A 23,582-nucleotide genomic window follows, 5' to 3' on the forward strand; every position below is an offset into this window, starting at 1 on the left:
TATGCCAAAAGACACAATGTCCGCCGGACCGGGATCGCCGAGAAAAGGGCATGCGCATGGGCAATATCTGGGGGCCGCTCGCCAGGGCGATTGCCGCCACCGGTACGGACAGGCATGTCGACTGCCTGATTGACCTGATCGGCGCCGACATCGAGCACGATCTCGTCACCGTGACCCGATATTCGGCGACGCAGACGCCGGAATTCATCAAGCACCGGCGCTTCTCCGACGAGATGGTCCGGCGCTATCTCGACAATTACTACGTCTTCGACCCGTTCTATGCTTCGTGGCGGCGTGAGCAGAGGCTGGGCATCCTGCCGCTGAAGCGGCTTGCCGATGACGAGGCCAAGCGCGGCCAGTACATAGCCGGCTTCCTGGCGCAGTCGGAAATCTGCGATGAGGTCGGCATCATGCTGGCCGATGGCGGCGACTGGTGCCTCGGCATCTTCCTCGACCGCTCGACCTCCACCTTCAAGGAGAGCGAGATCGCCCTGCTGGACGAGCGGCTGCCGGTGTTCGAGGCCTTGCATGCGCTCGACATCAAGGCGCGCGGCACCGAGTTCTCCCGCACATCGGCGCCGACCGGCCCCGGCGCCTCGCCCCGGCAGGAGCCGACCATCCCGGCGAGCCTGTGGCCGGAGCTGTCGCTGCGCGAGCGGGAATTGGTGCAGTTGATCCTGGCGGGACATCCGACCGCCAACATCGCGGAACGGCTCGGCATCGCCGTCGGCACGGTGAAGAACCACCGCCGCCGCATCTACGAGAAGCTCGACATAACCACCGAACGGGAGCTGTTTTTGCAGTTCTTCCAGCATCGGGCAGACGGTTAGTCCGCCATCGATATTGCGTCAGTCGTGCAGTTGCCTGGAAATCGGCGGGCCGACAGTAAAGCCGGAGAATGTTACCTCAAACCCTTCGCGCTGCGGCGAGCAGCACATCATGCCGACATCGACGGATTTGGAGATCGGGAAATAAGCCAGCCGCACCGGCTTCCACTTGCCATCGGTGGTATCAAGATATTGGATGCGGATCGCCTCGGCATGGCGGGTCAGCCGGATGCGCACGCCGTCGGGGCCGGTGGGAATGCTGAGCAGCGACCAGTCCGAGGTGTCGTTGGTGACCACCACCGAAATGTAAGCCAGCCCGTCGGTGTATTCGATGCCGGCCTTGATCCAGTGCGTTTCACTCAGCCGCAGCATCAGCCCGGCCTGGTCGTAGAGCACCTTGTAGTCGCCCTTGACCGTGACTTCGGCGCTGAAGTCACCCTCGACCGGCCGATACAGGAAATGGCCATTGTCACGCCAGAAACCGTAGAAGGTTTCGCGCCAGAAGTCGGTTTCCCCGGCGGTGCGCATATGCACGATGCCATCGCCGAAGGCATGGTGCGGCGGCGGGTTGAGCCAGGTCAGGTCCTCTTTCGCCGCTGCCATCGGGTCACCCGTCGATCAGCCGGCGAATGTATAGGCTGTCTTCACCGTGGTGTAGAACTCCGCGGCATAGCGGCCCTGCTCGCGCGGGCCGTAGCTCGATCCCTTTCGGCCACCGAACGGGACGTGGAAATCGACGCCGGCGGTCGGCAGATTGACCATCACCATGCCGGCCTCGGAATTGCGCCGGAAATGCGTGGCATGCTTGAGGCTAGAGGTGCATATCCCGGAGGTCAGGCCGAATGGCGTGTCGTTGGCAACCGCAAGCGCCTCGTCATAGTCCTTGACGCGAATGACGTTGGCTACCGGGCCGAAGATTTCTTCCCGCGAAATGCGCATGGCGTTGGTGCTCTCGGTGAACAGCGCCGGCCGGAGGTAGAAGCCGGGCGTTTCGCGATCGAGCCGCTCGCCGCCGAAGGCAAGGTTGGCGCCTTCCTGGCTGCCGATAGCGATGTAATCCTCGTCCTGCTTCAGCTGGCTCGCATCGACGACGGGCCCGATCTGGGTCTTGGCATCGAGCGCATCGCCGATGATGAGTTTTTCCAGACGCTCCTTGAGCGCGGCAACGAAGCGGTCGTGAATACCTTCGGTCACCACCAGGCGCGACGAGGCCGTGCAGCGCTGGCCGGTCGAGAAATAGGCGCCGTTGATGGCGCACTCGACCGCCGTGGCGAGGTCGGCGTCGTCGAGCACGACCATCGGATTCTTGCCGCCCATTTCGAGCTGGAACTTGCGCATGTGCTCGACGCTTGCCGCGGCCACGCGTTTGCCGGTGCCGACCGAGCCGGTGAAGGTGATGGCGTTGAGGTCGGGGCTGTCAAGCATGGCCTGGCCGACCACCGAGCCCTTGCCCATGACCAAATTGAGCACGCCTTTCGGCAGGCCGGCGCGGTGCAGGATGTCGACGATGGTCCAGGCGCTCTCCGGCACCAATTCGGCCGGCTTGAAGACGATGGTGTTGCCGTGGGCCAACGCCGGCGCGATCTTCCAGGTGGGGATGGCGATCGGGAAATTCCACGGGGTGATGATGCCTACCACGCCGACGGCTTCGCGGGTGATCTCGACGCCGACGCCCGGGCGCACGCTGGGCACCAATTCACCCGACAGGCGCAGCGTCTCGCCGGCGAAGAAGTCGAAGATCTGGGCGGCGCGGATGGTCTCGCCAATGCCCTCGGCCAGCGTCTTGCCCTCTTCGCGCGACAGCGCGCGGCCGATCTCGTCCTTGCGCGCCATGATCTCGTCCGACGCCTTTTTCAGCACGGCGTGGCGCACCAGCGGCGCCGAACGCGACCAGGCCGGGAAGGCGGCTTTGGCCGCCGCGATGGCCTGCTTTGCCTGCTCGGCGCCGGCCGAGGCATATTCGCCAACGACATCGCCCGTGTTCGAGGGATTGATGTTGCGCGAGCCGGCCTCGCCCACCCACTCGCCATCGATCAGATTTTTACGAAACAGGCTCATGTCGCGGTTTCCTTGTATTGGTTCGCTGGGGGTGCCGTATGCCTGAATCATTTATCAGACAAATGACGACACTGTGAGGGCTGAAATCTAGCTGCGGACTGGATAGCCGATGGCGCGCGGCTATGAAAGCCGCGACCTCAAGATGGACAATATGAAGCGGCCCTGTCAGGTCGGAAAAGTCCAGAACAGGCAAGCCAGCGTCGCCGCGGCGAAGATGACGAAGAACAAGCTCCTGAGCAGGATGTTGCGGCGCAGCTCGTTCATGGTGAAATGGCTGCCAACGATGGCCGCGGCGAACAGGAAACGCCAGTTCAGGAGCGCCCACAGCACGCTGCTCTGGCCGAAAGCCCAGCGGGCGACGAGACAGCCGACAATTGTGGCGAACAGGGCAATCACCGCCCAGAACAGCGCATCCGCAGCATGGGTCAAGACGATGCCGGCGGCGCGGATCGGCAGGATCATCATCAGCATGGCGCCGAAAAAATAGACGGCGGCGAGTGGCAGGAACGACCCGGCATCGGCGATGCCGTCCAGCCGCCTCACCCCGATCGCGCCATAGGGATAGCCGTGCCTGGCGACCGCCAGGCTGAGCGCCATGAGCAATGCGGTGAGCACCGCGACCAATGCGAATGTAATGAGGGCCTTGCTCATGCCGTTCCTTGCTTTGAGGCCCTGTCAGAGCCGAATCACGAGGAACGATTTTAGCGCACGGTCCGCGATTGCGCGTCAGCTTTGCTGAGCGTTCCGCTCTTCACCGGTCGCTGTTTTCGAAGGCCCCCATGCCTTGCGCGATCAGATTGGTTGCCATGACAAGCGAAACGATGGCTGCGGAGTTGAAGATCACCACCCACCATTTGCCGCCGGTCAGGAAGCCGTAGCCGTCGGCGACCGCCAGTCCCCAATCGGCTGAGGGAGGCTGGATGCCGAGGCCGAGGAAGCTCAGCGTGGCGATCGAAAAGAAGGCGTAGCCAAGCCTTGTGACCAGCTCGATGAGGATGGTTTCCCTGACATTAGGCAGGATCTCGAGGAACATGATGGAAAGAGCGCTCTCGCCGCCGAGACGAGCGGCGCTGACATAGTCGCGTTCGCGCTGCTCGCGCACGGCGGCACGCACCGTCCGTGCCACCAGCGGGGCATAGGCGATGCCGATCACAAGGATGACGGTGAGGTTCGATGGCCCAAGCGCGACCAGCGCCATGGTGACGAGGACGATGAAGGGAAAGGCCATCAGCGTGTCGAGCAGCCTGGCGCCGATGGCGTCGATCAGCCCGTCGAAATAGCCGAGCACGAGGCCAAGCACGCTGCCGGCGGCAACGCCGAGCAGTATTGCTGCCGGCGCGACCAGCAGGATGTCACGCGAGCCGACGACGATGCGCGACAGCACGTCGCGGCCAAGTTGGTCGGTGCCGAACCAGTGCGCGGCATCAGGCGGCGCCAGCATGACGAGGAAATCCTCGGCATAGGGATCGTAGGGCACAAACAGGCTGCCTAACACGGCGCAGCCGACCCAGAACAGCAGGATCAGCGATCCAACGATCACCGAGGGCGGCAGCTGCGAAACAGTCTCGCGGATGCGACTTGCTGCCCGCCAGCCCAGCGTACGGCGCTCCGGCAATTCCATCAGTTCCATCATGGCGAAACACGGCGGCGCTGCCGCGGATCGAGCAAGGCATTCACGAGATCGCCTGCCGCGGCCGACAGCACGAAGATGGTCGCCATGACCAGCACGCCGGCTTCGAGCATCGGGAAGTCACGCGACTTGGCGGCGTTGAGCACCAGATTGCCGAGACCCTGTATGCCGAACAGCGCTTCGATCACCACCAGCCCGCCAAGCATGTAACCGGTCTGCGTCGCCAGCACGGCGATGGTCGGCGTCAGCGCATTACGCAGCACGTGCCGGATGAGGATTTCGCGACGCTCAAGGCCTTTCAGGACGGCGGTGCGCGTATAGTCGGCGGCCAGCGCCTCGATCACACCGGCCCGCGTCATGCGGGCGATGTAGCCGGCAAGGTTCAGCACCAGCGGCAGCGCCGGCAGGATCAGATAATAGCCACTGACCCACAGCCCGGCGCCATCGGGAGCAGCGCCGGTGATCGGGAACCAGTTCAGCCACAGGCCGAAGACGATGAGCAACAGCAGGCCGGAGACGAAGTCCGGGACGATGCCGAAGGACACGCCGGCGAGTACGATCAGGCGGTCGACAAAGCGGCCCTGGTTGAGACCGGCGACGATGCCGGCGCCGATGCCCAGCGGCAACAGAAAGACGAGGATAATTCCGGCAAGGGCCGCCGAGCGCTTGAGGCTTTCCAGAACGAAGGGCGCCACCGGCAAACGCAACGACAGGGAGGTGCCGAAGTCGCCTGACAGCACGCTGCTGAACCAGTGCCAGTATTGCACGAGCACCGGCTGGTCGGCGCCGAGCTGCCTGTTCAGCGCCGCGACGGCCTCGGCATCGGCGAACGGCCCGAGCATGAGGCGGGCGACATCGCCGGGCAGAACCTGCCCGGCGAAGAACACCAGCATGCTGACCAGCCACAGCGTGAGCAGAAGCGAGGCTGCCCGCACCGACACAGTGCGGCCGGTCAGCATCGGATTCCGGTGCCCGGAGTGGCTGGACGTCTCGCAATCATGCCTGGGCGAACGTCACGCGATCGAGCAGCAGATGCGAGATTGCCGTGAAGCGGACGCCCTCGACCTTCGACGAGACGATGCGGCTGTATTGCGAGAAGTAGCTGATGATCAGCGGCGTCTCGTCCAGCAGCAAGGTCTGGATCTTGCCCGCGGCAAGGCGTTGCGCCTGAAGGTCGCGGGCCTTGCCGTATTCGAGCAGCAGCCCGTCATAGGCCGGGTTGTTGAAATGCGCGGCGTTCCAGGCGCCCGAACTCTTCAGCGTCGCGTTGAGGAAGATGTCGGGCGTGCCGCGATGGCCAAAATCGGTAATGCCGAGATTGGAATCGAGCCATGGCGACGAGCCGAACTTCGCCGAGCCATAATAGGCGTCCTGCGGCAGCACGTTGAGCTTGATGTCGATGCCGGCCTTCTTGGCAAAATTCTGGATCAGCACGGCATAATCGGGAATGTCATAGGCGCGCTCGGTGGTCAGCGTCACCGGGAAGCCGTTCGGCACGCCGGCCTCGCCAAGCAGGCGCTTGGCCTCGGCGATGTCCTGCTTGCGCTGCGGTACCGACGGATCGGCCGAGGGGAAGATCGGCGCGAACGGGGTGTCGTTGCCGATGATGGCGCGGCCCTTGAGCAAGCCCTTGACCACCGCCTCGCGGTCGATGGTGAGCGCCAAGGCGCGGCGGATGCGCTTGTCGGTGAACGGCGCCTGGTCGGTCCTCAGATGCACCTCGTCATGCGAACTTGCCTGCACGCTGAGCAGCTTGAAGTTGGGATTGCCCTCGATCGCCAATTCCAGCCGGGTCGTGCTCGGGATGACGTCGAGCTGGCCGGCCTGCAGCGCCAGCACCTGCGCCTGCTCGTCGTCGAAGAACTTGATTTCGACGCGGTCGGGCAGCGCCTTGTCGCCCCAATAGTCAGGGTTGCGCACGAAGCTGGCGCCCTGCTTGGGGCGGAAGGATTCGAGCTTGAACGGGCCGGTGCCGTTGAAATTCTTCTCGAAATCGCCGGCATAGTCGGCCGGCAGGATGACGGCATTGTAGACGTCGGACGAGACATAGAAGGGGAAGTTGCTGTTGGGCCCGTCGAGATCGAAGGCGACTGTCTGGTCGTCGACGACCTTGGCGCCGCCCTTGGACAGGATGCCCTTATAGGCCGACAAAGCGGACGAACCGCTGGCCGGATCGACCAGCCGCTCGAAGCTCGCCACCACATCCTTGGCGGTGACGGTGCGGCCGTCGTGGAATTTTACGCCCGGCCGCAATTTGAAGGTCCAGCGGCTGGCGGTCTCGTCGGCCTCCCACGACAGAGCGAGCTTGGGCTGCAGACCGTCCTTGGGATCGTCGAGGATGAGATATTCGCCGACCTGGCTGATGACGCCGATGCTGGCCGGATCGGTGATGGAGACGGGATCGATCGCCTTGGTCGGCTGTCCGAGCCCAACGCGGACCGTGCCGCCGGCGCCGGCAGCGCGCGCCGTGCCGAAACCAGCAAGTCCCTGCGAGGCGGCAAAGCCGGTGAGGCCGATCAAGGCTGCGTATTTCAGCAGATCGCGGCGCTTGAGGAAGCCGGCCTGGTGCTCATCGACGGCGACGTTCCAGATGTCGCCGGACAGATTGCGAAGCGTATCGATGTCGTTGCGTTTGGTCATTTTGAAACCCCTGTCTGAAATGACTGTTGAATGGCTTAAGCGACTGGTTCGCCGTCGAGATGGATGCGGTCGACGGCTTGCGGGTAAAAGGCGATGAGGCCCCTGATCTTGGGCATTTCGGCAATGGGATCGCGGTAGCTCCAGGCGACATCGGGGCTTACCGAGCCGTCGGCGCGCCGGCCCGACCAGTAGGAGGCGATGCCCTTGTAGGGACAGCGCGTCGTGCTGTCCGAAGCGGTCAGCCGGTCGAGCCTGACATCGTCCGGGTGCAAATAGAAACGCGTCGGCAGATGCGTTTCGAACAGAAGCACCGGGCGATGGCTGTCGGCGATCAGTTCGCCGTCGAACCAGATCTGGACGTGGCTTGAACTCTGCAGCACATCGATGCGTGCGTATGGATCGCGGGCGTGGACGAAGACTTCTTCCTCCTCCTCGAACCATTGGTCGACCGCTTTCCAGGTGAAGGCGATGCGGCCGGCCAGTGGCGACAGGCTTTCATCCGGCGGCGCGACAAGCGACCAGGCCGCATTGGGAGAAGCTTTCGATCCCGTCTCCAGGTCCCAATAGGTGGTTTCGCCGCCGACTGGATGCGGCTGGCGATGCTCGGACGGCTTCAAGAGCGAGCGGTCCACCGAGGAGGCCGGGAAGAAATAGATCGGCAGAAAATGGTTGGAGCGCAGCACCAGGACGTTGCGGCTGTCGGCGATGGTGCGGCCGGCGAATTTGACCCGAATGCGCTTGGGGCTGTGCAGAACATTGATGAGCTGCGGAGCCGTGGCTTCGCGGGGCTGAAGTTTTGGCGCTGCGGTCATATCAGTTGCCCCAAGTCAGGATACGGCGCGCACATTGTCGCGCTGTTCGGCGAAGCGGTTGGCCGGCCGAGCCAGGCCGAAACGGTCACGCAGCGTCCCCGGCGCATATTCGGTGGGGAATACGCCGCGGCGCTGCAGTTCCGGCACGACCTGCTCGGCAAAATTCACCCAATCCTCCGGGAGCAGCGGGAACATCAGGTTGAAGCCGTCGGCGGCACCTGCCTCGAACCAGTCCTGCAGCTGATCGGCGATCTGGTTGGGCGTGCCGACGACGGTCGGCACCGAACCGCTGTTGGCGAGCTTGCGAGCGATCTCGCGCAGAGTGAGGTTCTGCTTCGACCATTCCTTGACGCGATTGAGCGAGGTGCGGCCGCCATTGAAGGTGCTCTCGTCCGGCAGCGGCGGCAGCGGGCCGTCCGGCGGATATACGGAGAGATCGACGCCGCTCCAGCTCGAGAGAAGGTCGATGCCGACCCGATCGGGAAGCAAGCTCTGCAGATACTCCTGCCGCTCGCGTCCCTCCGCTTCGGAAGCTGCGACGATCGGCAGGATGCCCGGCAGAATCTTGAAGCTCTCGGGCTTGCGGCCATAACGGGCGAGGCGCTCGTCGATGTCCTGCCTATATTTGGTGCCGTCTTCCTTGGTGCTGTAGATGGCAAAGTGCGCATCGGCGTGCGCGGTAGCGAAATTCTTGCCGTCTTCGGACGAGCCGGCCTGGACGATCAGCGGATGGCCCTGCGGCGGGCGCGAGACATTGAGCGGTCCGCGCACCTTGAAGTGCGGGCCCTTGTGGTTGATCGCATGGACCTTGTCGGGATCGGCGAAATAGCCCGATGCCTTGTCGATAAGCAGAGCTTCGTCTTCCCAGCTGTCCCACAGTGCCTTGACGATATCGAGGAATTCGGTGGCGCGCTCATAGCGAAAGGCGTGCTCGATATTGCCGTCGCGGCCGAAATTGCGGGCCTCCTCGTCCATGGCCGACGTCACCACATTCCAAGACGCCCTGCCCTTGCTGATATGGTCGAGCGAGGCAAACATGCGGGCGACATTGTAGGGCTCGCTGTAGGAGCTTGAGGCGGTGGTGATGAGGCCGATATGCCTGGTCACGCCGGCAAGCGCCGACAACAGCGTCAGCGGTTCCAAGCGGGCATTGGCGTAATGGGCTACGCCGCTCTGTACGGAATCCCAGATCGCGACATGGTCGGCGACGAAGATCGTATCGATCCTGGCGCGCTCGGCAGACTGGACGAGATCGCGGTAGAAGTCGAAGTCGAGCACTTCGCGGCCCGGCGCGCGCGGATGGCGCCACGACATGCGATGATCGCCCTGCGGATTGAAGAAAAACGCGCTGAGGATCATGTGGTCGCGTGCCATGCCGGTCTCCTTGCAGAACTGCTTCAGGCGACCGTCGCGATGCCTCGACCGGCTGCGACAATCTCTCCTGAGCGGTGAAAGGTAGATTGCGCTCCAGCTTAATTCGAGTAATTTTATAGAGATTGTGCGGCGCGAAAGCGGAAGCGATTGCCCTCGAAGACCGCGCCGAAAGAAAGTGGTTTCAGCAAGACATGTCGTCATCGGTTCTGAACGTCGAGCAGCTCACCGTCGCCTATGATGAACGCCGGGGATCGCATCCGGCCGTCAACGGCGTGTCGCTCACCATCGGCGAAGGCGAAGCGCTCGGCCTTGTCGGCGAGTCCGGCTCGGGCAAAAGCTCGGTGGCACTCGCTATTCTGCGCTATCTGCCGAATAACGCCCGGATCGCCGCGTCGGCGCTCGAGTTCCAGGGCCGCGAGATCCGCAATCTCTCCGGCGAACAGCTGCGCCGGCTAAGGGGCGATCGCATCGCGGCCGTCTACCAGCATCCGGGTGCGGCGCTCAATCCGGCCATGACGATTGGCCGGCAGATCACCGAGACGATCATGCGGCATCGCCCGGTTCGGCAGGACGAAGCACGCACCCGCGCCGCCGAGCTGCTCGGCCGCGTCAGGGTGAGCAATCCGGAGCGGGTGCTCGATCTCTATCCGCACGAATTGTCGGGCGGCATGCAGCAGCGCGCCAACATCGCGATTGCCATTGCGCTCGACCCGTCGCTGCTGGTGCTGGATGAGCCGACGACGGCGCTTGACGCCAGCGTCCAGTCCGAGATCGTCGCCATCCTGCAGGACTTGCGCCGCGATCACCAAACCAGCGTTCTGCTGATCAGCCATGACATCAACATGGTCCGCCGGGCCTGCGATCGGGTGGCCGTGATGCAGTCGGGGACGGTGGTCGAAAGCGGCATCGCCAACGATGTCTTCGAGAACCCTGTTCACGCCTACACCAAGGCGCTGATCGCCTCGATCCCGGCGCTCAACTTCACCAAGCGCGACGGCAGGCTGGCCGAGATGCACACAACCGGCCCGTCGAAGCCTGTCCGCAGCGATCAACCGGAAGCCGCACGTCCGATCGCCGTCGCCTGCAAAGGCATCAGCCACGCCTTCGGCTCCCAGGCCGTCCTGCACGATATCGACCTGGAGATAGCCCAGGGCGAGACGTTCGGGCTGATCGGCGAATCCGGCTCCGGCAAGTCGACATTGGCAAGGATCGTGACTGGCCTCCAGACGCCGGACGCTGGGTCGGTCGAGCTGTTCGGCAGCACTGTCGCGCCGCGCGTCGAGAAAAGAAGCCTGAGCGAACGGCGCGACGTGCAGATGGTGTTCCAGTCACCCGACCGCACGCTCAATCCGCGCCAGCGGATCGGCAGGATCCTCGGCCGTCCGCTGCGGCGGCTCGCCGGCTTTGGCCGCAGCGAGGTGAAGCAGCGTGTCGCCGATCTCCTGGCCTCGGTTCGTCTTGCCGCTACGACCGTCGACCAGAAGCCGAGATCGCTGTCTGGTGGCCAGCGCCAACGTGCGGCGATTGCGCGCGCCTTTGCCGGCGCGCCGAAGCTCGTGGTGCTGGACGAGCCAACCTCTGCGCTCGACGTTTCCGTGCAGGCGACCGTGCTCAATTTGCTCAACGACCTGCAGCGCGACAAGGACACCACCTATCTGTTCATCAGCCACGACCTCAGGGTGGTGCGCTATATGGCCGACCGGATCGGCGTGCTCTATCGCGGCCGGCTGGTCGAGACGGGATCATCCGAGCAGATTTTCCGTGGCCCCAACCACCCCTACACGAAGCTGCTTCTGGCCGCGTCCTCGGATGAGACGGCGCCGAGGGCTCCGGCTCAGCTCCACGTCGCGGCACACGATGCCGAGACCTCCGGATGCTCCTTTGCCGCCCGCTGTCCTGTCGCGCTGCCCGATTGCCGAAAGGCGCAACCACCCGTCAGGCAGGCCGGCGACGGTCATCTGATCGCCTGCTGGAGAGACGCAAGCAGTCTCTGATTGCGAAGCGGGCAACTGACAAGCCTTCTTTCGAGGAGATGTCCCCCGGCCGATGCGGCCGGAGGACAGGCTTGGGAGGCGCCTGACGTCGGCTGGAAATTTCCGGCGATGGTTTTGACCAGCGTCGATTTGCCGGCGCCATTGTCGCCCGTCAGGCCGAGAACCTGGCCCTCATTGATGTCGAGCGAGACATTGTCCAGCGCGCGAACGGCACCGAAATCCTTCACGATATGTTCGAGACGCGCTAGAACCGTCATCGCATCTTCCCATGCCAATTTGTAAGTTTCTGATACAAATCATCGTTTGAAACTTGGGTTCAATGGGCTTGGAGATGCTGAAGATTTATTTGCAATGCGCCCAACCTTGGGTCTTTCAAACCGCCTAGAAATTCTATTAGTGTGTCGAGCAAACAAATTGTGGAGAACGACGTGCTGGTGTCGACCGATCTTCGGCCGAACGAAACGCGGGCACTTGCGGCGCTGTTTCGTGCCGGCGCGTCGAGCCGGGCAGCGCTCGCACGCGATCTCGGCCTGACCCGGTCGACCACCGGCGCCCTGGTGCTGGGGCTGACGGAAGCCGGTCTGGCGCGCGAGCGGTCGGATGGAGCGGATGACGAGCAGGATAGCGAGGGTCGGGTCGGCCGTCCCGGTATCCTGGTCGAGATCGACGGCAATGGCGGCTTCTTCCTTGGCGCTTATATCGGCGTCAACTGGATCGCAGTCGTGACTGTCGACCTTGCCGGCGCGCGGCGTGCGAGCGCCTCTAGGGCATTTGCCGGCCCCGGTAGCACGCCCGAAGCCGCGGTCGACATCATCGGGGAACTCGTCGCCGAGATCCGCTCACAATTGCCTGCGGGCACGCGCCCCTACGGGCTCAATGTCGCCGTGCCCGGCTTCCCCGCCGCCGACGGGATTTCATACCATGCCACCATCCTTGGCTGGCACGGGGTCAATCTGGCGGAGCTTTTGCGCACTGCCTTTGGCGCGGACTTTCCAATCCTCTTGGAAAACGATGCCAATGCCGTGGCGGTGGCCGAGACATACCGGGCGCAGCCGGGCAAGGACCATGAGGATGCTCTGGTCATCCTGATCGAGAACGGCGTTGGCGGCGGCATCATCAATGCCGGCAGGCTGCATCGCGGCCGGCTCGGCGGCGCCGGCGAAATCGGGCATCTGCGCATCGGCGACGAAGGTTTTGTCTTCGACGCGAAGCGCCCGGGCCGACTGGAATCCTATGTCGGCAAGGATGCTTTACTGGCTCGCTATTTGCACATAAGCGGACTGCGCGCCGGCGTGGATGAGTTTGTCGCAGCGCTGGCCGGCGGCGATCCGGCAGCCGTTGCCACCGCGCGCGACTGGGCGCTCTGGTTCGGCCGCGGCCTGGCGACACTTGCCTGCACCTTGCAGCCGGAGCGCATCATCCTCTCCGGCTCCGTCAATGCTGTCTATCCCTTTGTCGCCGAGCAGGTGGAAGCTTTTTTGCTGGAGTTCCTGGCTGAAGGTTACCCCGTTCCTACGGTCGAACTGTCGCGCGTCGGGGCCGACGGTCCGGCATTGGGCGCTGCCTGTCTGCTGCATCAGGCAGCTTTGTCGGGCGATCCGCAATTTCAACTTCGCGGCCTCGCCGCGCGCTAATCAGGAGAGATTCCATGCCTCGCAAAGACGAAAAGCGGCTGCGTGTCGGCGTGCTCGGCTGCGGTCCGATTGCCCAGGCGGCGCATTTCGAATCCTGCACCAAGGCACGCAATGCCGATCTCTATGCCATCTGCGATGTCGCCGACGATCTGCGCGACAGGATGGCGGCGACCTACGCGCCTGAAAAATCCTATGCCGACTACGGCCTGATGCTGGCCGATCCCGATCTCGATGCCGTCATCATCGCGACATCGGACATTTTTCACGTCAAGGCCGCGGAACTGGCGCTCGATGCCGGCAAGCATGTGCTTTGCGAAAAGCCGCTGGGCGTTTCGGTCGAGGAGGTCGAAGGCTTGCGGGCCACGCTCGACAAGAGCGGCAAGGTGCTCCAGGTCGGCCATATGAAGCGCTTCGATCCCGGCATCCAGGCGGCAAAGGCTTTCGTCGACGACGAAATGGGCGAGCGGCTGGCGTTCAAAGGCTGGTACTGCGACAGCACCCACCGCTACCCGATGACCGATGCGGTGCAACCGCTGATCATCACCAGCGCCAAGGCGCGCAAGCCTGCCGTCAATCCCAAGGCGGATCTGCGCCAATACTACATGCTGGCGCATGGCAGCCATCTCCTCGATACGGCGCGCCATCTGCACAGGCCGATCGAAGCGGTGGAGGCCCGGCTGACCGAGCGCTATGGTGCCTATTGCTGGTTCGTCACCACCATCTTCGCCGACGGCACGATCGGCCATCTCGACCTGACGGTCGCCGTGCGCATGGACTGGCACGAAGGGTTCCAGATCTATGGCCAGAACGGCAGCGTTCTCGCGAAGACCTATAACCCCTGGTACTACAAGAGCAGCGAGGTCGACATTTTCCGCGAGGCCGATGGCAGTTGGCACCGGACGCTTGGCGCGGATGGCCACTTCTATCGCCGGCAGCTCGAAGGCTTTGCCGATGTCGTGCTGAATGGCGCGCCGATGATCGGCGCCGGCATCGAGGACGGCATCGCCTCGGTCAGGGGCATGGCGGCCATAGCCCGCTCGGCCGCTGCCGGCGGCCGCGCCGTCCGTCTGGCCGATGTCGACGGGGTCGTGTGATGCAGCTTGGGATTTTCGCCAAGACCTTCGCCACCACCGGCGCCTTGCCGGTGCTGCGCGCGGTCGCGGACGGCGGCTACACGGCGGCGCAGTTCAACATGGCGTGCCTTGGACTGCCGTCGATGCCGGACAGCATCGAGCCGGATGCGGCCCGGTCCGTCGCTAAGGCGAGCGGCGAGGCCGGCGTTTCGATCGCGGCCGTGTCTGGAACCTACAATATGATCCACCCGGATCGCTCGGTTCGTGTGTCAGGTCTTGCTCGGCTGGAGGTGCTGGCTGCGTCATGCGCTGACATGGGCACGCGCCTGATCACGCTGTGCACCGGCACAAGGGATGCACAGGATCCGTGGCGCTGGCATCCCGACAATGCAAGCGAGGCGGCATGGAGCGATCTGCGGACGGAGATGGAAGCGGCGATCGCGATTGCCGAGCGCTTCGACATCGAGCTCGGCATCGAACCGGAACTGGCCAATGTCGTCTCCAGCGCGCGGGCCGCTCGCCGGCTGCTCGACGAGATGAACAGCGCGCGGCTGCGCATTGTGCTCGACCCGGCCAATCTATTCGAAGTGGCGGACAGCGCGGAGCGTCACCGCCTGATCGACGAGGCCGTCGATCTGCTGGCTGCGGAGATCGGCATGGCCCATGCCAAGGACCGCAATGCCGATGGCAGTTTTGCCGCCGCCGGACAGGGCGTCGTCGATTTCCCGCATTTCATCGGCTGCCTAAGAGCCGCCGGGTTCGACGGCCCCCTGATCACGCATGGCCTGACAGAGGCCGAGGCGCCCGGCGTCGGCGCGTTCCTGCGCAATGTCCTGGAAGCGAGCGACGACACGTGAAAAAGACCTTCAGCCGAGATGGCGTCGACCTTGCCTACCGGGAGGTCGGCACGGGCCTTCCCGTCATCTTCCAGCATGGGCTGGGCGGCGATGAGGCGCAGGTGGCCGACGTGTTTCCCGATCTGCCGGTGACCCGGCGCGTGACGCTCGAATGCCGGGGCCAGGGCGGATCCAGCTACGGGCCGGTCGAGCGGCTTTCGATTGCGACTTTTGCTGAAGACGTCGAAGCGCTGGCCGACGATCTCGGCCTCGGCCCGGCCGTCGTCGGCGGCATCTCGATGGGCGCGGCGCTGGCGCTCCGCCTGGCGGTGCACAGGCCGGCGCGGGTGCGGGCGCTGGTGCTCGCCCGGCCTGCGTGGGTATCCCAGGCTGCACCGGCCAATATGAGGCCCTATGCCGTGGTCGGCGATCTCCTGATGCGCCATTCGCCTGACGCCAGGCGTCTGTTCGATGACAGCGCAGTTGCCGCAGAGCTAGCGAGGCTGGCGCCGGACAATCTCGCCAGCCTGCAAGGCTTCTTCAATCGCCCGGACCCGGTTCTGTTCGGTAGGTTGCTGGTGGCGATCGCGGGCGATGGTCCGGGCGTGAGCGAGGCGGACATCCGCGCTATCGCGGTGCCGACCCTTGTCATCGGCCATGACCATGACCTCGTCCATCGACTGGACGACGCACAGACGCTGGCCGGGCTCATCCCGTCGGCCCGGCTTTGCACCATCACAGCCAAATCGCAGGATCGCGCCGCCTACCGGCGGGAATTCCGCGCCTGTCTTTCGGAATTCCTGGAAGCGCTGGCATGACGCATCAAACGATGGAAGACACGATCGCCGTGGTCGAGATCGGCGGCACGTCGGTCAAGGTTGGCTTTGCCGACCACGGCATCCCGGTGGATTTTGCCCGCACCTACCCGACCGCGCAACTGCGCCAGGGCGCGCCTGTGGCGGGGTTGGCCGATGCGGTCACCGCAGCCTGCCGCGATGCCGGGCTCAAACCTGCACGGGTCGTTGCGACGGTGCCTGGGTTCATCGACCGCGACTTCGACACGGTGCTGCACACGGCCAACATTCCCGAACTGAACGGTATCCGGCTGGGTACGGAACTGGCATCGCGGCTCCGCGTTCCCGTGCGGCTCGAACGCGACGTCGTACTGCAATTGCTGGGCGAAAGCGTTGCCGGCGCGGTGAAGCGGCAGAAGGAGGTGCTGGCGGTCTATCTCGGCACCGGCATCGGTGCGGCCTATCTCGGCAAGGACGGCATTTTCAGGGGTGGCGGCTGGGCGCTCGAGATCGGCCATATGCCGATCTACCGGCCCGACGAAAGCGGTCCGCCAAACCGGGTCGAGACCTATGCCTCAGGGGCAACGCTCGTCGACCTCGCGACAGACTACGATATCCCGGTGGCCGATCTGTTTTCGGCGGCCGGGCAGCCGCCATCGCTGCGCGAATGGCTCGACGAAATCGTCTGGCAGCAGGCGGTGGCCGTCGCAACGGCAGCCGCCCTGTTTTCCCCGCAGACGATCCTGATCGGCGGCGGTATCGTCGACATGAAGTCCTATCCCCGCCAGACGCTCAAGCAGCGCATCGCGGACAGCCTACCGCATTCGCTTGTTGTAGAGCCTCTGGACATACGCTGGGCGGCCCTGGGCTGGCAGGCGGCGATCCATGGCGCGGTGCTGCTCGGCGCGGTGTGATCGCCGTGGTTGCTGTCGGCGAAGGATTACTTGATCGTCTTGCCGTCCGCCCCAAACCGGTATGTCTTACCCGGCTCGGGCGTTGCATACAGCGTCGCACCGGGCTCGGCGTCGTAGACACCGAAAATGCGCACCGTGATCAGCCCGGCCTTTTCGCAGTCGAGATAGAGGTTGGTGTCGGCGCCGAGATGTTCGGCGTGCACCACCGTTCCCTTCCAGGCACCGGACCTTGGATCCACGGTCAGATGCTCCGGCCGCACGCCGATCGTCTTGGCCGTCTCGCCCAATCTGGCGCCGTCGATGAAATTCATCTTCGGCGAGCCGATAAAGCCGGCGACGAACTCGTTTGCCGGCGAATTGTAAAGCTCCATCGGGCCGCCGATCTGCTCGATCTGGCCAGCGTTGAGCACGACGATCTTGTCGGCCAGCGTCATCGCCTCGACCTGATCATGGGTGACGTAGATCATCGTTGCCTTCAGCCGGCGATGCAGCTGAGCGATCTCCAGTCGCGTGTTGACGCGAAGCGCTGCATCGAGGTTCGACAAGGGCTCGTCGAAGAGAAACAGTTTTGGCTCACGCACCACGGCGCGGCCGATGGCGACGCGCTGGCGCTGGCCGCCCGACAGTTCCGCCGGCCGCCGCTCGAGATACGGTTCCAGCGACAGCATCGACGAGGCGACGCCGATGCGGCGTTCGATCTCCGGGGCGGGCGTGCCGGCCTGCTTGAGGCCGAGGCCCATATTGTTCTTCACCGTCAGATGCGGGTAGAGCGCGTACGTCTGGAACACCATGGCAATGCCGCGTTTTGCCGGGGGCGTGGCCGAGACATCGACGCCGTCGATCACCACCCTGCCGGAGGTCGAATCCTCCAGCCCGGCGATGACCCTGAGCAAGGTTGACTTGCCGCAGCCAGATGGGCCGACGAAGACGACGAATTCGCCGTCGGTCACTTCGAGGTTGATGCCTTTCAGCACCTCGACCGGCCCGAAGGCCTTCTTCACATTCTCGATTACCAGCGAGCCCACGGCTTCGTCCTTGTTCTAGAGTTTGCCCTACTAGAGCTTAACTGGGGCGCCGCTGCGCACGCTCTCATCGGCGGCAAGGCAGACGGCGAGCGATTTCACCGCGTCGTCCATGTGGCGGGTCAGGTCAATGTCTTCCCGGATCGCCTTCAGCACGAAAGCCTGTTCGAGGTCGCAGAGATCCTGGTGGCCGGGTTCGCCGTCCATCGACAGCATCTCGTCCGGCCTGGCGAACTTGCCGTCCGCACCCGTCGCAGCGCTGTGCAGGCGGATGGTCGAGGTCTTGGTGTGGGTGTCGATGTCGTCCGACCTCACACCTTCCTTCATGACGATCGACACGCAGCCATTGGGCGACATCACGTCCTTCACGAAGAACGCCGTTTCCGAAATCATCGGTCCCCAGGCCGCTTCGTACCAGCCGACCGAGCCGTCGTCGAACAGCACCTGCAGATGGCCGTAATTGTACATGGTCGGCGCGATTTCCTCGGTCAGCCGCAGCCCCATGCCGCGCACCTCGACCGGCCTGGCGTCGGTGATCTGCAGCATGACGTCAAGATAGTGCACGCCGCAATCGACGATCAGCGAGGTCGTCTGCATCAGTTGCTTATGCGTCTGCCAGGTCGGGCCTGACGATTGCTGGTTGAGGTTCATGCGAAACACGTAAGGGCCGCCGAGCTTGCGCGCCTCGGCGATCAGCCTGACCCAGGAGGGGTGGTGGCGCAGGATGTAGCCGATCACCAATTTTCGGCCGTTGGCCTTGGCCGCCGCGACGACGCGCTTGGCGTCGGCGACCGTCGTTGCCAGCGGCTTTTCGACAAAGACATGGCAGCCCGCCTCGAATGCCTTCACCGCATAGTCGGCATGGCTGTCGGAATAGGTGGCGATGCAGGCGACATCCGGCTTTTCATCGCGCAACGCGTCGTCGAAGGAGCGCCTGATGCCATAGCCCGACAGCCCGTCCGGTAACGGCACGTCGGAGCGGTTGATCAGGGCCGCGATCTCGAAGCCCGGATTAGTGTGGTAGGCCAGCGCATGGCTACGGCCCATATTGCCGAGCCCGGCGACGACGACACGAAGGGGCGATTTAGAGGTCACCTAACTACTCCAGATGTTCCAGTTGTTCCTGCTGAGAGGGTGTCACCCCACCCGGCGCTTCGCGCCGACCTCCCCATCGAGGGGAGGTAGGACGCTGGCGCGAACACCCTCGCTGCCAAAGAAGCTTCTCCGAAAGTCGCCCCCTGGCGGTCGTGAATGAAGCCACGACCTTTTACCTCCCCTTGATGGGGAGGTCGGCGCGCAGCGCCGGGTGGGGTGAAGGCTCCAGCAGAGATTTGTAGGGCTCCGCTCACTTGACGGCTCCGGATGTGATGCCGCGGATCAGCTGCCGCGAGAAGATGACGTAGAGGGTCAGCACAGGCATGATCGCCAGCGAGAGTGCCGCCAGGATGGCGTTCCAGTTGGTGACGAACTGGCCGAGGAAAAGCTGCGCGCCGAGCGTCACCGTCTTGGTCTCTTCCGACGGCGCCAGGATCAGCGGGAACCACAGATCGTTCCAGATCGGGATCATGGTGAAGACGGCGACCGTCGCCATCGAGGGCCGCACCAGCGGCAGCACCAGCCGGAAGAAGATGGTGTATTCCGACAGGCCGTCGATGCGGCCGGCATTCTTCAGATCGTCGGACACCTGCTTCATGAATTCCGACAGGATGAAGACGGCCAGCGGCAGCCCCTGCGCGGTGTAGACCAGGATCAGCGCCGTCAGCGTGTTGACCAGCCCGCTCGCCACCATCAATTGCAGGATGGCGACGGTGCCGAGCCGGATCGGGATCATGATGCCGAGCGCGAGGTAAAGCCCCATCAGCGTGTTGCCGCGAAAGCGGTATTCCGATAGCGCGAACGCCGCCATCGCGCCGAACAGAAGCACGAAGAACAGCGAGGCGACGGTGACGACGAGGCTGTTCTGAAAATAGTGGATGAAGTCGCCCTGCCCGATCACGGTGGTATAGCCGATCAGGTCGAAGGTTTTTGGCGTCGGCGGCGTCAGCGGTTCGCTGAAGATGCCGGCGCGGGACTTGAACGAATTCATGATCACCAGGATCACCGGAAACAGTGCGATCGCCGTATAGGTCAGCAGGATCGTGTGGGCGCCGATGGTGCGGGGCAGCGAACGGGTGGCGGTGCTCATTGGAAGGTCTCCTGACGAGCGATGACTGTTGAGGTTGGCGCCAAGGCACCCCCCTCTGTCCTGCCGGACATCTCCCCAGCAAGGGGGGAGATCAGATGCCGCGACTGCTTTCGCCAATCGCCAACGTTGCAAGCCGAGCGGCAAGGCCAGAGCTGCCAATCTCCCCCCTTGCGGGGGAGATGGCCGGCAGGCCAGAGGGGGGTGTTCAAGCTCGACATCTCGCCCCTCTCAGAACTGGTAGCGACGCAGGCGCGTCTGGACGAGGAAGAGGTAGACGCAGACGCCGCCGAGGATGATCAGGAACATCATCGTGGCGATCGCCGCACCCATATTGGGATCGCCGGTCTGCAGCTGGAAGCCGAAGAAGGCGCGGTAGAGGAAAGTGCCCAGAATATCGGTCGAATAATTCGGCCCGGCAAGCGCCCCTTGTGCGGTGTAGATCAGGTCGAAAGCGTTGAAATTGCCGACGAAGGTCAGGATCGAGATGATGCCGATCGAGGGTAGGATCAGCGGCAGCTTGATCTTCCAGAACTGAGACATGCCGGTGATGCCGTCGCATTCGGCAGCCTCGATCACCTCTTCGGGGATCGACAGGAGTGCTGCATAGATCAGCATCATCGGAATGCCGACGAACTGCCAGACCGAGATCAGGCTGAGCGCGGTCAGGGCATATTGTTGTTTGCCGAGCCACGGCGTGAACAGGCTTTTCAGGCCGACCAGATCCATCAGATGCGGCGCCACGCCCCACAACGGCGACAGGATCAGTTTCCAGGCGAAACCGACGATGACGAAGGACAGGATGGTCGGCACGAAGATCGCGGTGCGGTAGAAGGCGGCGAATCTCAGCCTCGGGCTGGACAGCAATGCCGCCAGCATGACACCGATCGGGTTCTGCACCACCATGTGGATGATGAAGAACCAGGTATTGTTCCGCAGCGCGTTCCAGAAGCCGACCGACCAGTTGGGGTCGCCGAACAACGTACGGAAATTAGTGAAACCGACGAACACCTGATGCTGATCGACATTGCGGAACAGCGACAGCTGCAGCGTGCCGGCGAGCGGCAGGATCATGATCGCCGTATAGACCAGCAGCGCCGGCGCCAGGAAGACGCCGATATGCCAGCGGAACGGTCGCTTCGGTCGTGTTTGTGCGGCCATGAGTGCGGTCCCCGCCGATCAGGTTTAGCAATGCCTTCGACGGCAGCGCTGCCCCTCACCCTTACCCTCTCCCCGTGAAGGACGGGGAGAGGGGGCGCCTGCGTTTCGGCTGATCCTTCTCCCCGTCACTATACGGGGAGAAGGTGCCGGCAGGCGGATGAGGGGCGGCGCCGTCGTTCGCAGTCGATGATGCTATCGAAAAACGCAGGGCCGTCCACTTGGGGGCCTGTCTGTCCTGAGCTTACTTGCCCGGCTTGTACCAGCTGTCGAGGCCGTCCTGCAGCTTCTTGGCGGCAGCTTCCGGCGTGTCGGTGCCGTTGATGACGTTGGCCGATTCAACCCAGGTTTCGTTCTCGAGGTTCGGCGTGCCGCGCGACAGGATCTGGTAGGTCGAGCGGATCGTCGACTTGCACTTGTCGCGCCAGGAGACGAATTCCTGCGCCAGCGGGTCTTCCATCTTCACCGGGGTGGAATTTAGGCTGAAGAAGCCCGGCAAAGCGTTGGCGTAGATGGTGGCGAAGTCCGGCGAGGCGACCCAGGACAGGAAGGTCTTGGCCGCGTCGGCATTCTTCGACGCCGCATTCAGGCCCATGCCGATATCGGTATGGTCGGAGATGTAGCAGGTGTCGCCGGCCTTCTCGACCGGCGGCGGGAAGGCGCCCATCTTGAACTGCGCCTGGGTGTTGAACAGGCCGATCTCCCACGATCCCGCCGGGTAGATGGCGGCGCGGCCAAGCGTGAACAGGTTCTGGCTGTCCGGATAGGTCTGGGCCTCGAAGCCGTCGCCGAGATAAGGCTTCCACTTGGCCAGTTCCTCATAGGGAGCAACCCAGTCCTTGTCGGTCAGCTTCTGGTCGCCCTTGATCAGCGCTGCGCGGCCCTCTTCGCCCTTCCAGTAGTTCGGACCGATGTTCTGATAGCCCATGGTCGCGGCTTCCCATAGGTCCTTGGTGCCCATGGCCATCGGGATGTAGGTGCCGTCGGCCTTGATCTTGTCGAGCGCGGCGAAGAACTCGTCACGCGTCGTCGGCACCTTGAGGCCGAGCTTGTCGAAGGCGTCCTTGTTGTAGATGAAGCCGTGAATGACCGAGGCCATCGGGACGCAGAAGCTCGCCTTGCCGTCGTCGGTCTGCCATGCCGCCTTGGCGACCGGTGAGAAGTTCTCCATGCCGGGCAGCGAAGACAGATCGGCAAGGTTGCCCTTCTTGAACAGTTCGAGCGATTTGTCGAACGGGCGGCAGGTGATCAGGTCGCCAGCCGAGCCGGCGGCGAGCTTGGCGCCGAGTGCGGCGTCATACTCGGTCGGCGCCGACGGTGCGAACACCACTTTGATGCCCGGGTTCTTGGCCTCAAAAGCCGGGATCAGCTTGTCCTTCCAGATGGCAAGGTCGTCGCCGCGCCAGCTTTCGATATTGAGCGTTACGTCATCGGCGTGAGCCAACCCGGCGGTGCCGAGAATGCTGGTGCCGAGAAGCAGTGCCGTCAGTAATTTCGTTGTCATGCTAGTCTCCCTGTTGACCTTTTTCAGGTTCGGTTTTGAGAACAGGGGCCTTCGCGCCCTTGTTCCCCTCGATCGCGGAAAGGGCCGGCCGCAGCTTCTGGCCGGTCCCTTCCAGTATCTTCTCGGCCGCAACGGCGTTGGCAGCGCCGGCGGCGAGCAGAATGGCTGTCTTGACGACGCCGCCGCTCGCTTCGAGCAGCCGCACGGCGTCTTGCCGGTCGCGGCCGCTGATAGCGGCGACGATGCGAGCCGCGCGGTCGCGCAGCTTGATGTTGTCGGCGGTGAGATTGACCATGTAGCCGTCATGGACATGGCCGAGATGAATGGCGGTAAGCGTCGACAGCATGTTGAGCGCGATCTTCTGGGCAGTGCCGGCGCCCATGCGCGTCGAGCCGGCAATCACCTCCGGTGGCGTCTCGAGCAGGATGGCGACGTCGGCCAGCCTGAGCAGGGGCGTGTCCTTGTTGTTGGCAATGGCGATGGTTGCCGCGCCCCGGCTGCGCGCATCCTTCAGCGCCTGCACCGCATAGGGCGTCGAGCCGCTGGCCGAAATCGTGATCAGGCAGTCGCCCTTGCCGATGCCGGCGCCGGCAATTGCCGTCGAGGCTTCGTCGGTGTCGTCTTCCGGTCCGCCGGCCAGGGTCTTGAAAGCGTCGTCGCCACCGGCGATGAGGATGGCGATGCGTTCGCGCTTGATGCCGAAGGTGCCGGGCAACTCCAGCGCGTCGGCCAGCGCCATCAGGCCGGAGCTGCCGGCCGCAGCATAGGCGAGCTTGCCGCCGCCGTTCAGCCGCTCGGCGATGATTTCGGCTGCGGCGGCGATGGCGGGAATGGCGTCGCGCACAGCCTTGGCGGCCTCGATCTGCGCATTGACCAAAGAAGAAAGGATGGCGTCCGGGGCCTGGATGTCCAGTCCCTCGGCATTGCTGTGAAGCGCTTCGGTGCGCGGTTCGGTCATCCCTGTCCCTCCGATGGAAGAACAATACCAAAAAAATACCACTTGTCCACACGCATTAACGAAATTGCGAACTGGAAATCGTTGAGCCGGCAAAATTCCCGGGTTTTTCAACCTGATACGCCTTAATCTTTTTGAAACGGAAATTAATCCCTTGGCTATTGGTATTTTATTG

Annotated in this window: 21 protein-coding genes and 1 pseudogene; 7 read left to right on the forward strand and 15 right to left on the reverse strand. The window is 63.7% G+C overall.

What is annotated here, in order from left to right; all coding sequences use genetic code 11:
* The first annotated feature begins 50 nt into the window (after positions 1-50).
* Positions 51-830 (forward strand): helix-turn-helix transcriptional regulator, encoded by a 780-nt coding sequence (locus tag NKI05_RS20105; RefSeq protein WP_023684245.1) that lies wholly within the window; start codon positions 51-53, stop codon positions 828-830.
* Positions 831-848: 18 nt separating this feature from the next.
* On the opposite strand, the gene NKI05_RS20110 is transcribed toward NKI05_RS20105, so the two are convergent.
* From NKI05_RS20110 to NKI05_RS20145, 8 genes are all read right to left on the reverse strand, one after another.
* Positions 849-1,430 carry a DUF1349 domain-containing protein gene (locus NKI05_RS20110; protein ID WP_023816359.1) on the reverse strand — a complete coding sequence of 194 codons (582 nt, stop codon included), beginning with the start codon at positions 1,428-1,430 and terminating at the stop codon, positions 849-851.
* 15 nt (positions 1,431-1,445) lie between these two features.
* A complete protein-coding gene (locus tag NKI05_RS20115) occupies positions 1,446-2,885 on the reverse strand; it encodes an aldehyde dehydrogenase family protein (RefSeq protein ID WP_023715546.1) in 1,440 nt (479 codons plus the stop codon).
* Positions 2,886-3,050: 165 nt separating this feature from the next.
* Entirely contained in the window at positions 3,051-3,536 is a 486-nt protein-coding gene (locus NKI05_RS20120; protein ID WP_023694218.1) for a hypothetical protein, read from the reverse strand.
* Positions 3,537-3,636: 100 nt separating this feature from the next.
* Positions 3,637-4,518 carry an ABC transporter permease gene (locus NKI05_RS20125; RefSeq protein WP_023816361.1) on the reverse strand — a complete coding sequence of 294 codons (882 nt, stop codon included), beginning with the start codon at positions 4,516-4,518 and terminating at the stop codon, positions 3,637-3,639.
* The gene (locus NKI05_RS20130) at positions 4,515-5,474 is read right to left on the reverse strand and encodes an ABC transporter permease (protein ID WP_031196280.1); all 960 of its coding nucleotides are present in this window, start codon (positions 5,472-5,474) and stop codon (positions 4,515-4,517) included. Before NKI05_RS20130 ends, NKI05_RS20125 begins: the two co-directional genes overlap by 4 nt.
* Positions 5,475-5,511: 37 nt before the next feature.
* Positions 5,512-7,155, reverse strand: a complete 1,644-nt coding sequence (locus NKI05_RS20135; RefSeq protein ID WP_023703589.1) for an ABC transporter substrate-binding protein — start codon at positions 7,153-7,155, stop codon at positions 5,512-5,514.
* A 35-nt stretch (positions 7,156-7,190) separates the two neighbouring features.
* Positions 7,191-7,967 carry a DUF427 domain-containing protein gene (locus tag NKI05_RS20140; protein WP_023715545.1) on the reverse strand — a complete coding sequence of 259 codons (777 nt, stop codon included), beginning with the start codon at positions 7,965-7,967 and terminating at the stop codon, positions 7,191-7,193.
* 15 nt (positions 7,968-7,982) lie between these two features.
* A complete protein-coding gene (locus NKI05_RS20145; RefSeq protein ID WP_023703591.1) occupies positions 7,983-9,341 on the reverse strand; it encodes an LLM class flavin-dependent oxidoreductase in 1,359 nt (452 codons plus the stop codon).
* A gap of 191 nt (positions 9,342-9,532) precedes the next feature.
* Here NKI05_RS20145 and NKI05_RS20150 point away from each other — a divergent pair, with 191 nt between their 5' ends.
* Positions 9,533-11,335: a dipeptide ABC transporter ATP-binding protein gene (locus NKI05_RS20150; protein WP_023816362.1), complete on the forward strand. Its 1,803-nt coding sequence runs from the start codon at positions 9,533-9,535 to the stop codon at positions 11,333-11,335.
* A 77-nt stretch (positions 11,336-11,412) separates the two neighbouring features.
* Here the strand turns inward: NKI05_RS20150 and NKI05_RS20155 are convergent.
* Positions 11,413-11,592, reverse strand: a pseudogene (locus tag NKI05_RS20155) (ATP-binding cassette domain-containing protein); the annotation flags it as partial.
* Between the two features lie 171 nt (positions 11,593-11,763).
* Here NKI05_RS20155 and NKI05_RS20160 point away from each other — a divergent pair.
* The 5 genes from NKI05_RS20160 to NKI05_RS20180 are packed head-to-tail and all read left to right on the forward strand — an operon-like array spanning position 11,764 to position 16,586.
* Complete coding sequence (locus NKI05_RS20160) at positions 11,764-12,969, forward strand: ROK family transcriptional regulator (RefSeq protein WP_023709211.1); 1,206 nt, start codon at positions 11,764-11,766, stop codon at positions 12,967-12,969.
* 14 nt (positions 12,970-12,983) lie between these two features.
* Positions 12,984-14,063, forward strand: coding sequence for a Gfo/Idh/MocA family protein (locus NKI05_RS20165; protein ID WP_023816364.1), 1,080 nt, complete (start codon positions 12,984-12,986; stop codon positions 14,061-14,063).
* Positions 14,063-14,899 carry a sugar phosphate isomerase/epimerase family protein gene (locus NKI05_RS20170; protein ID WP_023702361.1) on the forward strand — a complete coding sequence of 279 codons (837 nt, stop codon included), beginning with the start codon at positions 14,063-14,065 and terminating at the stop codon, positions 14,897-14,899. Before NKI05_RS20165 ends, NKI05_RS20170 begins: the two co-directional genes overlap by 1 nt.
* A complete protein-coding gene (locus NKI05_RS20175; RefSeq protein ID WP_023745186.1) occupies positions 14,896-15,696 on the forward strand; it encodes an alpha/beta fold hydrolase in 801 nt (266 codons plus the stop codon). Before NKI05_RS20170 ends, NKI05_RS20175 begins: the two co-directional genes overlap by 4 nt.
* Positions 15,693-16,586, forward strand: a complete 894-nt coding sequence (locus tag NKI05_RS20180; RefSeq protein ID WP_023745185.1) for an ROK family protein — start codon at positions 15,693-15,695, stop codon at positions 16,584-16,586. The genes NKI05_RS20175 and NKI05_RS20180 overlap by 4 nt, the downstream gene beginning before the upstream one ends.
* Before the next feature lie 26 nt (positions 16,587-16,612).
* Here NKI05_RS20180 and NKI05_RS20185 read toward each other — a convergent pair whose 3' ends face one another.
* The 6 genes from NKI05_RS20185 to NKI05_RS20210 form a co-directional block, all read right to left on the reverse strand.
* Positions 16,613-17,611, reverse strand: coding sequence for an ABC transporter ATP-binding protein (locus NKI05_RS20185; protein WP_023745184.1), 999 nt, complete (start codon positions 17,609-17,611; stop codon positions 16,613-16,615).
* A 30-nt stretch (positions 17,612-17,641) separates the two neighbouring features.
* Positions 17,642-18,703, reverse strand: a complete 1,062-nt coding sequence (locus tag NKI05_RS20190) for a Gfo/Idh/MocA family protein (protein ID WP_352793002.1) — start codon at positions 18,701-18,703, stop codon at positions 17,642-17,644.
* 250 nt (positions 18,704-18,953) lie between these two features.
* Positions 18,954-19,793 carry a carbohydrate ABC transporter permease gene (locus NKI05_RS20195; RefSeq protein ID WP_023745182.1) on the reverse strand — a complete coding sequence of 280 codons (840 nt, stop codon included), beginning with the start codon at positions 19,791-19,793 and terminating at the stop codon, positions 18,954-18,956.
* Between the two features lie 228 nt (positions 19,794-20,021).
* On the reverse strand, positions 20,022-20,951 hold the full coding sequence (locus NKI05_RS20200; protein ID WP_023702499.1) for a carbohydrate ABC transporter permease: 930 nt from the start codon (positions 20,949-20,951) through the stop codon (positions 20,022-20,024).
* 241 nt (positions 20,952-21,192) lie between these two features.
* Positions 21,193-22,452 carry an ABC transporter substrate-binding protein gene (locus NKI05_RS20205; RefSeq protein WP_023711281.1) on the reverse strand — a complete coding sequence of 420 codons (1,260 nt, stop codon included), beginning with the start codon at positions 22,450-22,452 and terminating at the stop codon, positions 21,193-21,195.
* Between the two features lies 1 nt (position 22,453).
* Complete coding sequence (locus NKI05_RS20210; RefSeq protein WP_023702501.1) at positions 22,454-23,410, reverse strand: N-acetylmuramic acid 6-phosphate etherase; 957 nt, start codon at positions 23,408-23,410, stop codon at positions 22,454-22,456.
* Positions 23,411-23,582 lie beyond the last annotated feature (172 nt).

It is taken from the genome of Mesorhizobium sp. M0771, assembly GCF_040320155.1.
Classification (GTDB): Bacteria; Pseudomonadota; Alphaproteobacteria; order Rhizobiales; family Rhizobiaceae; genus Mesorhizobium.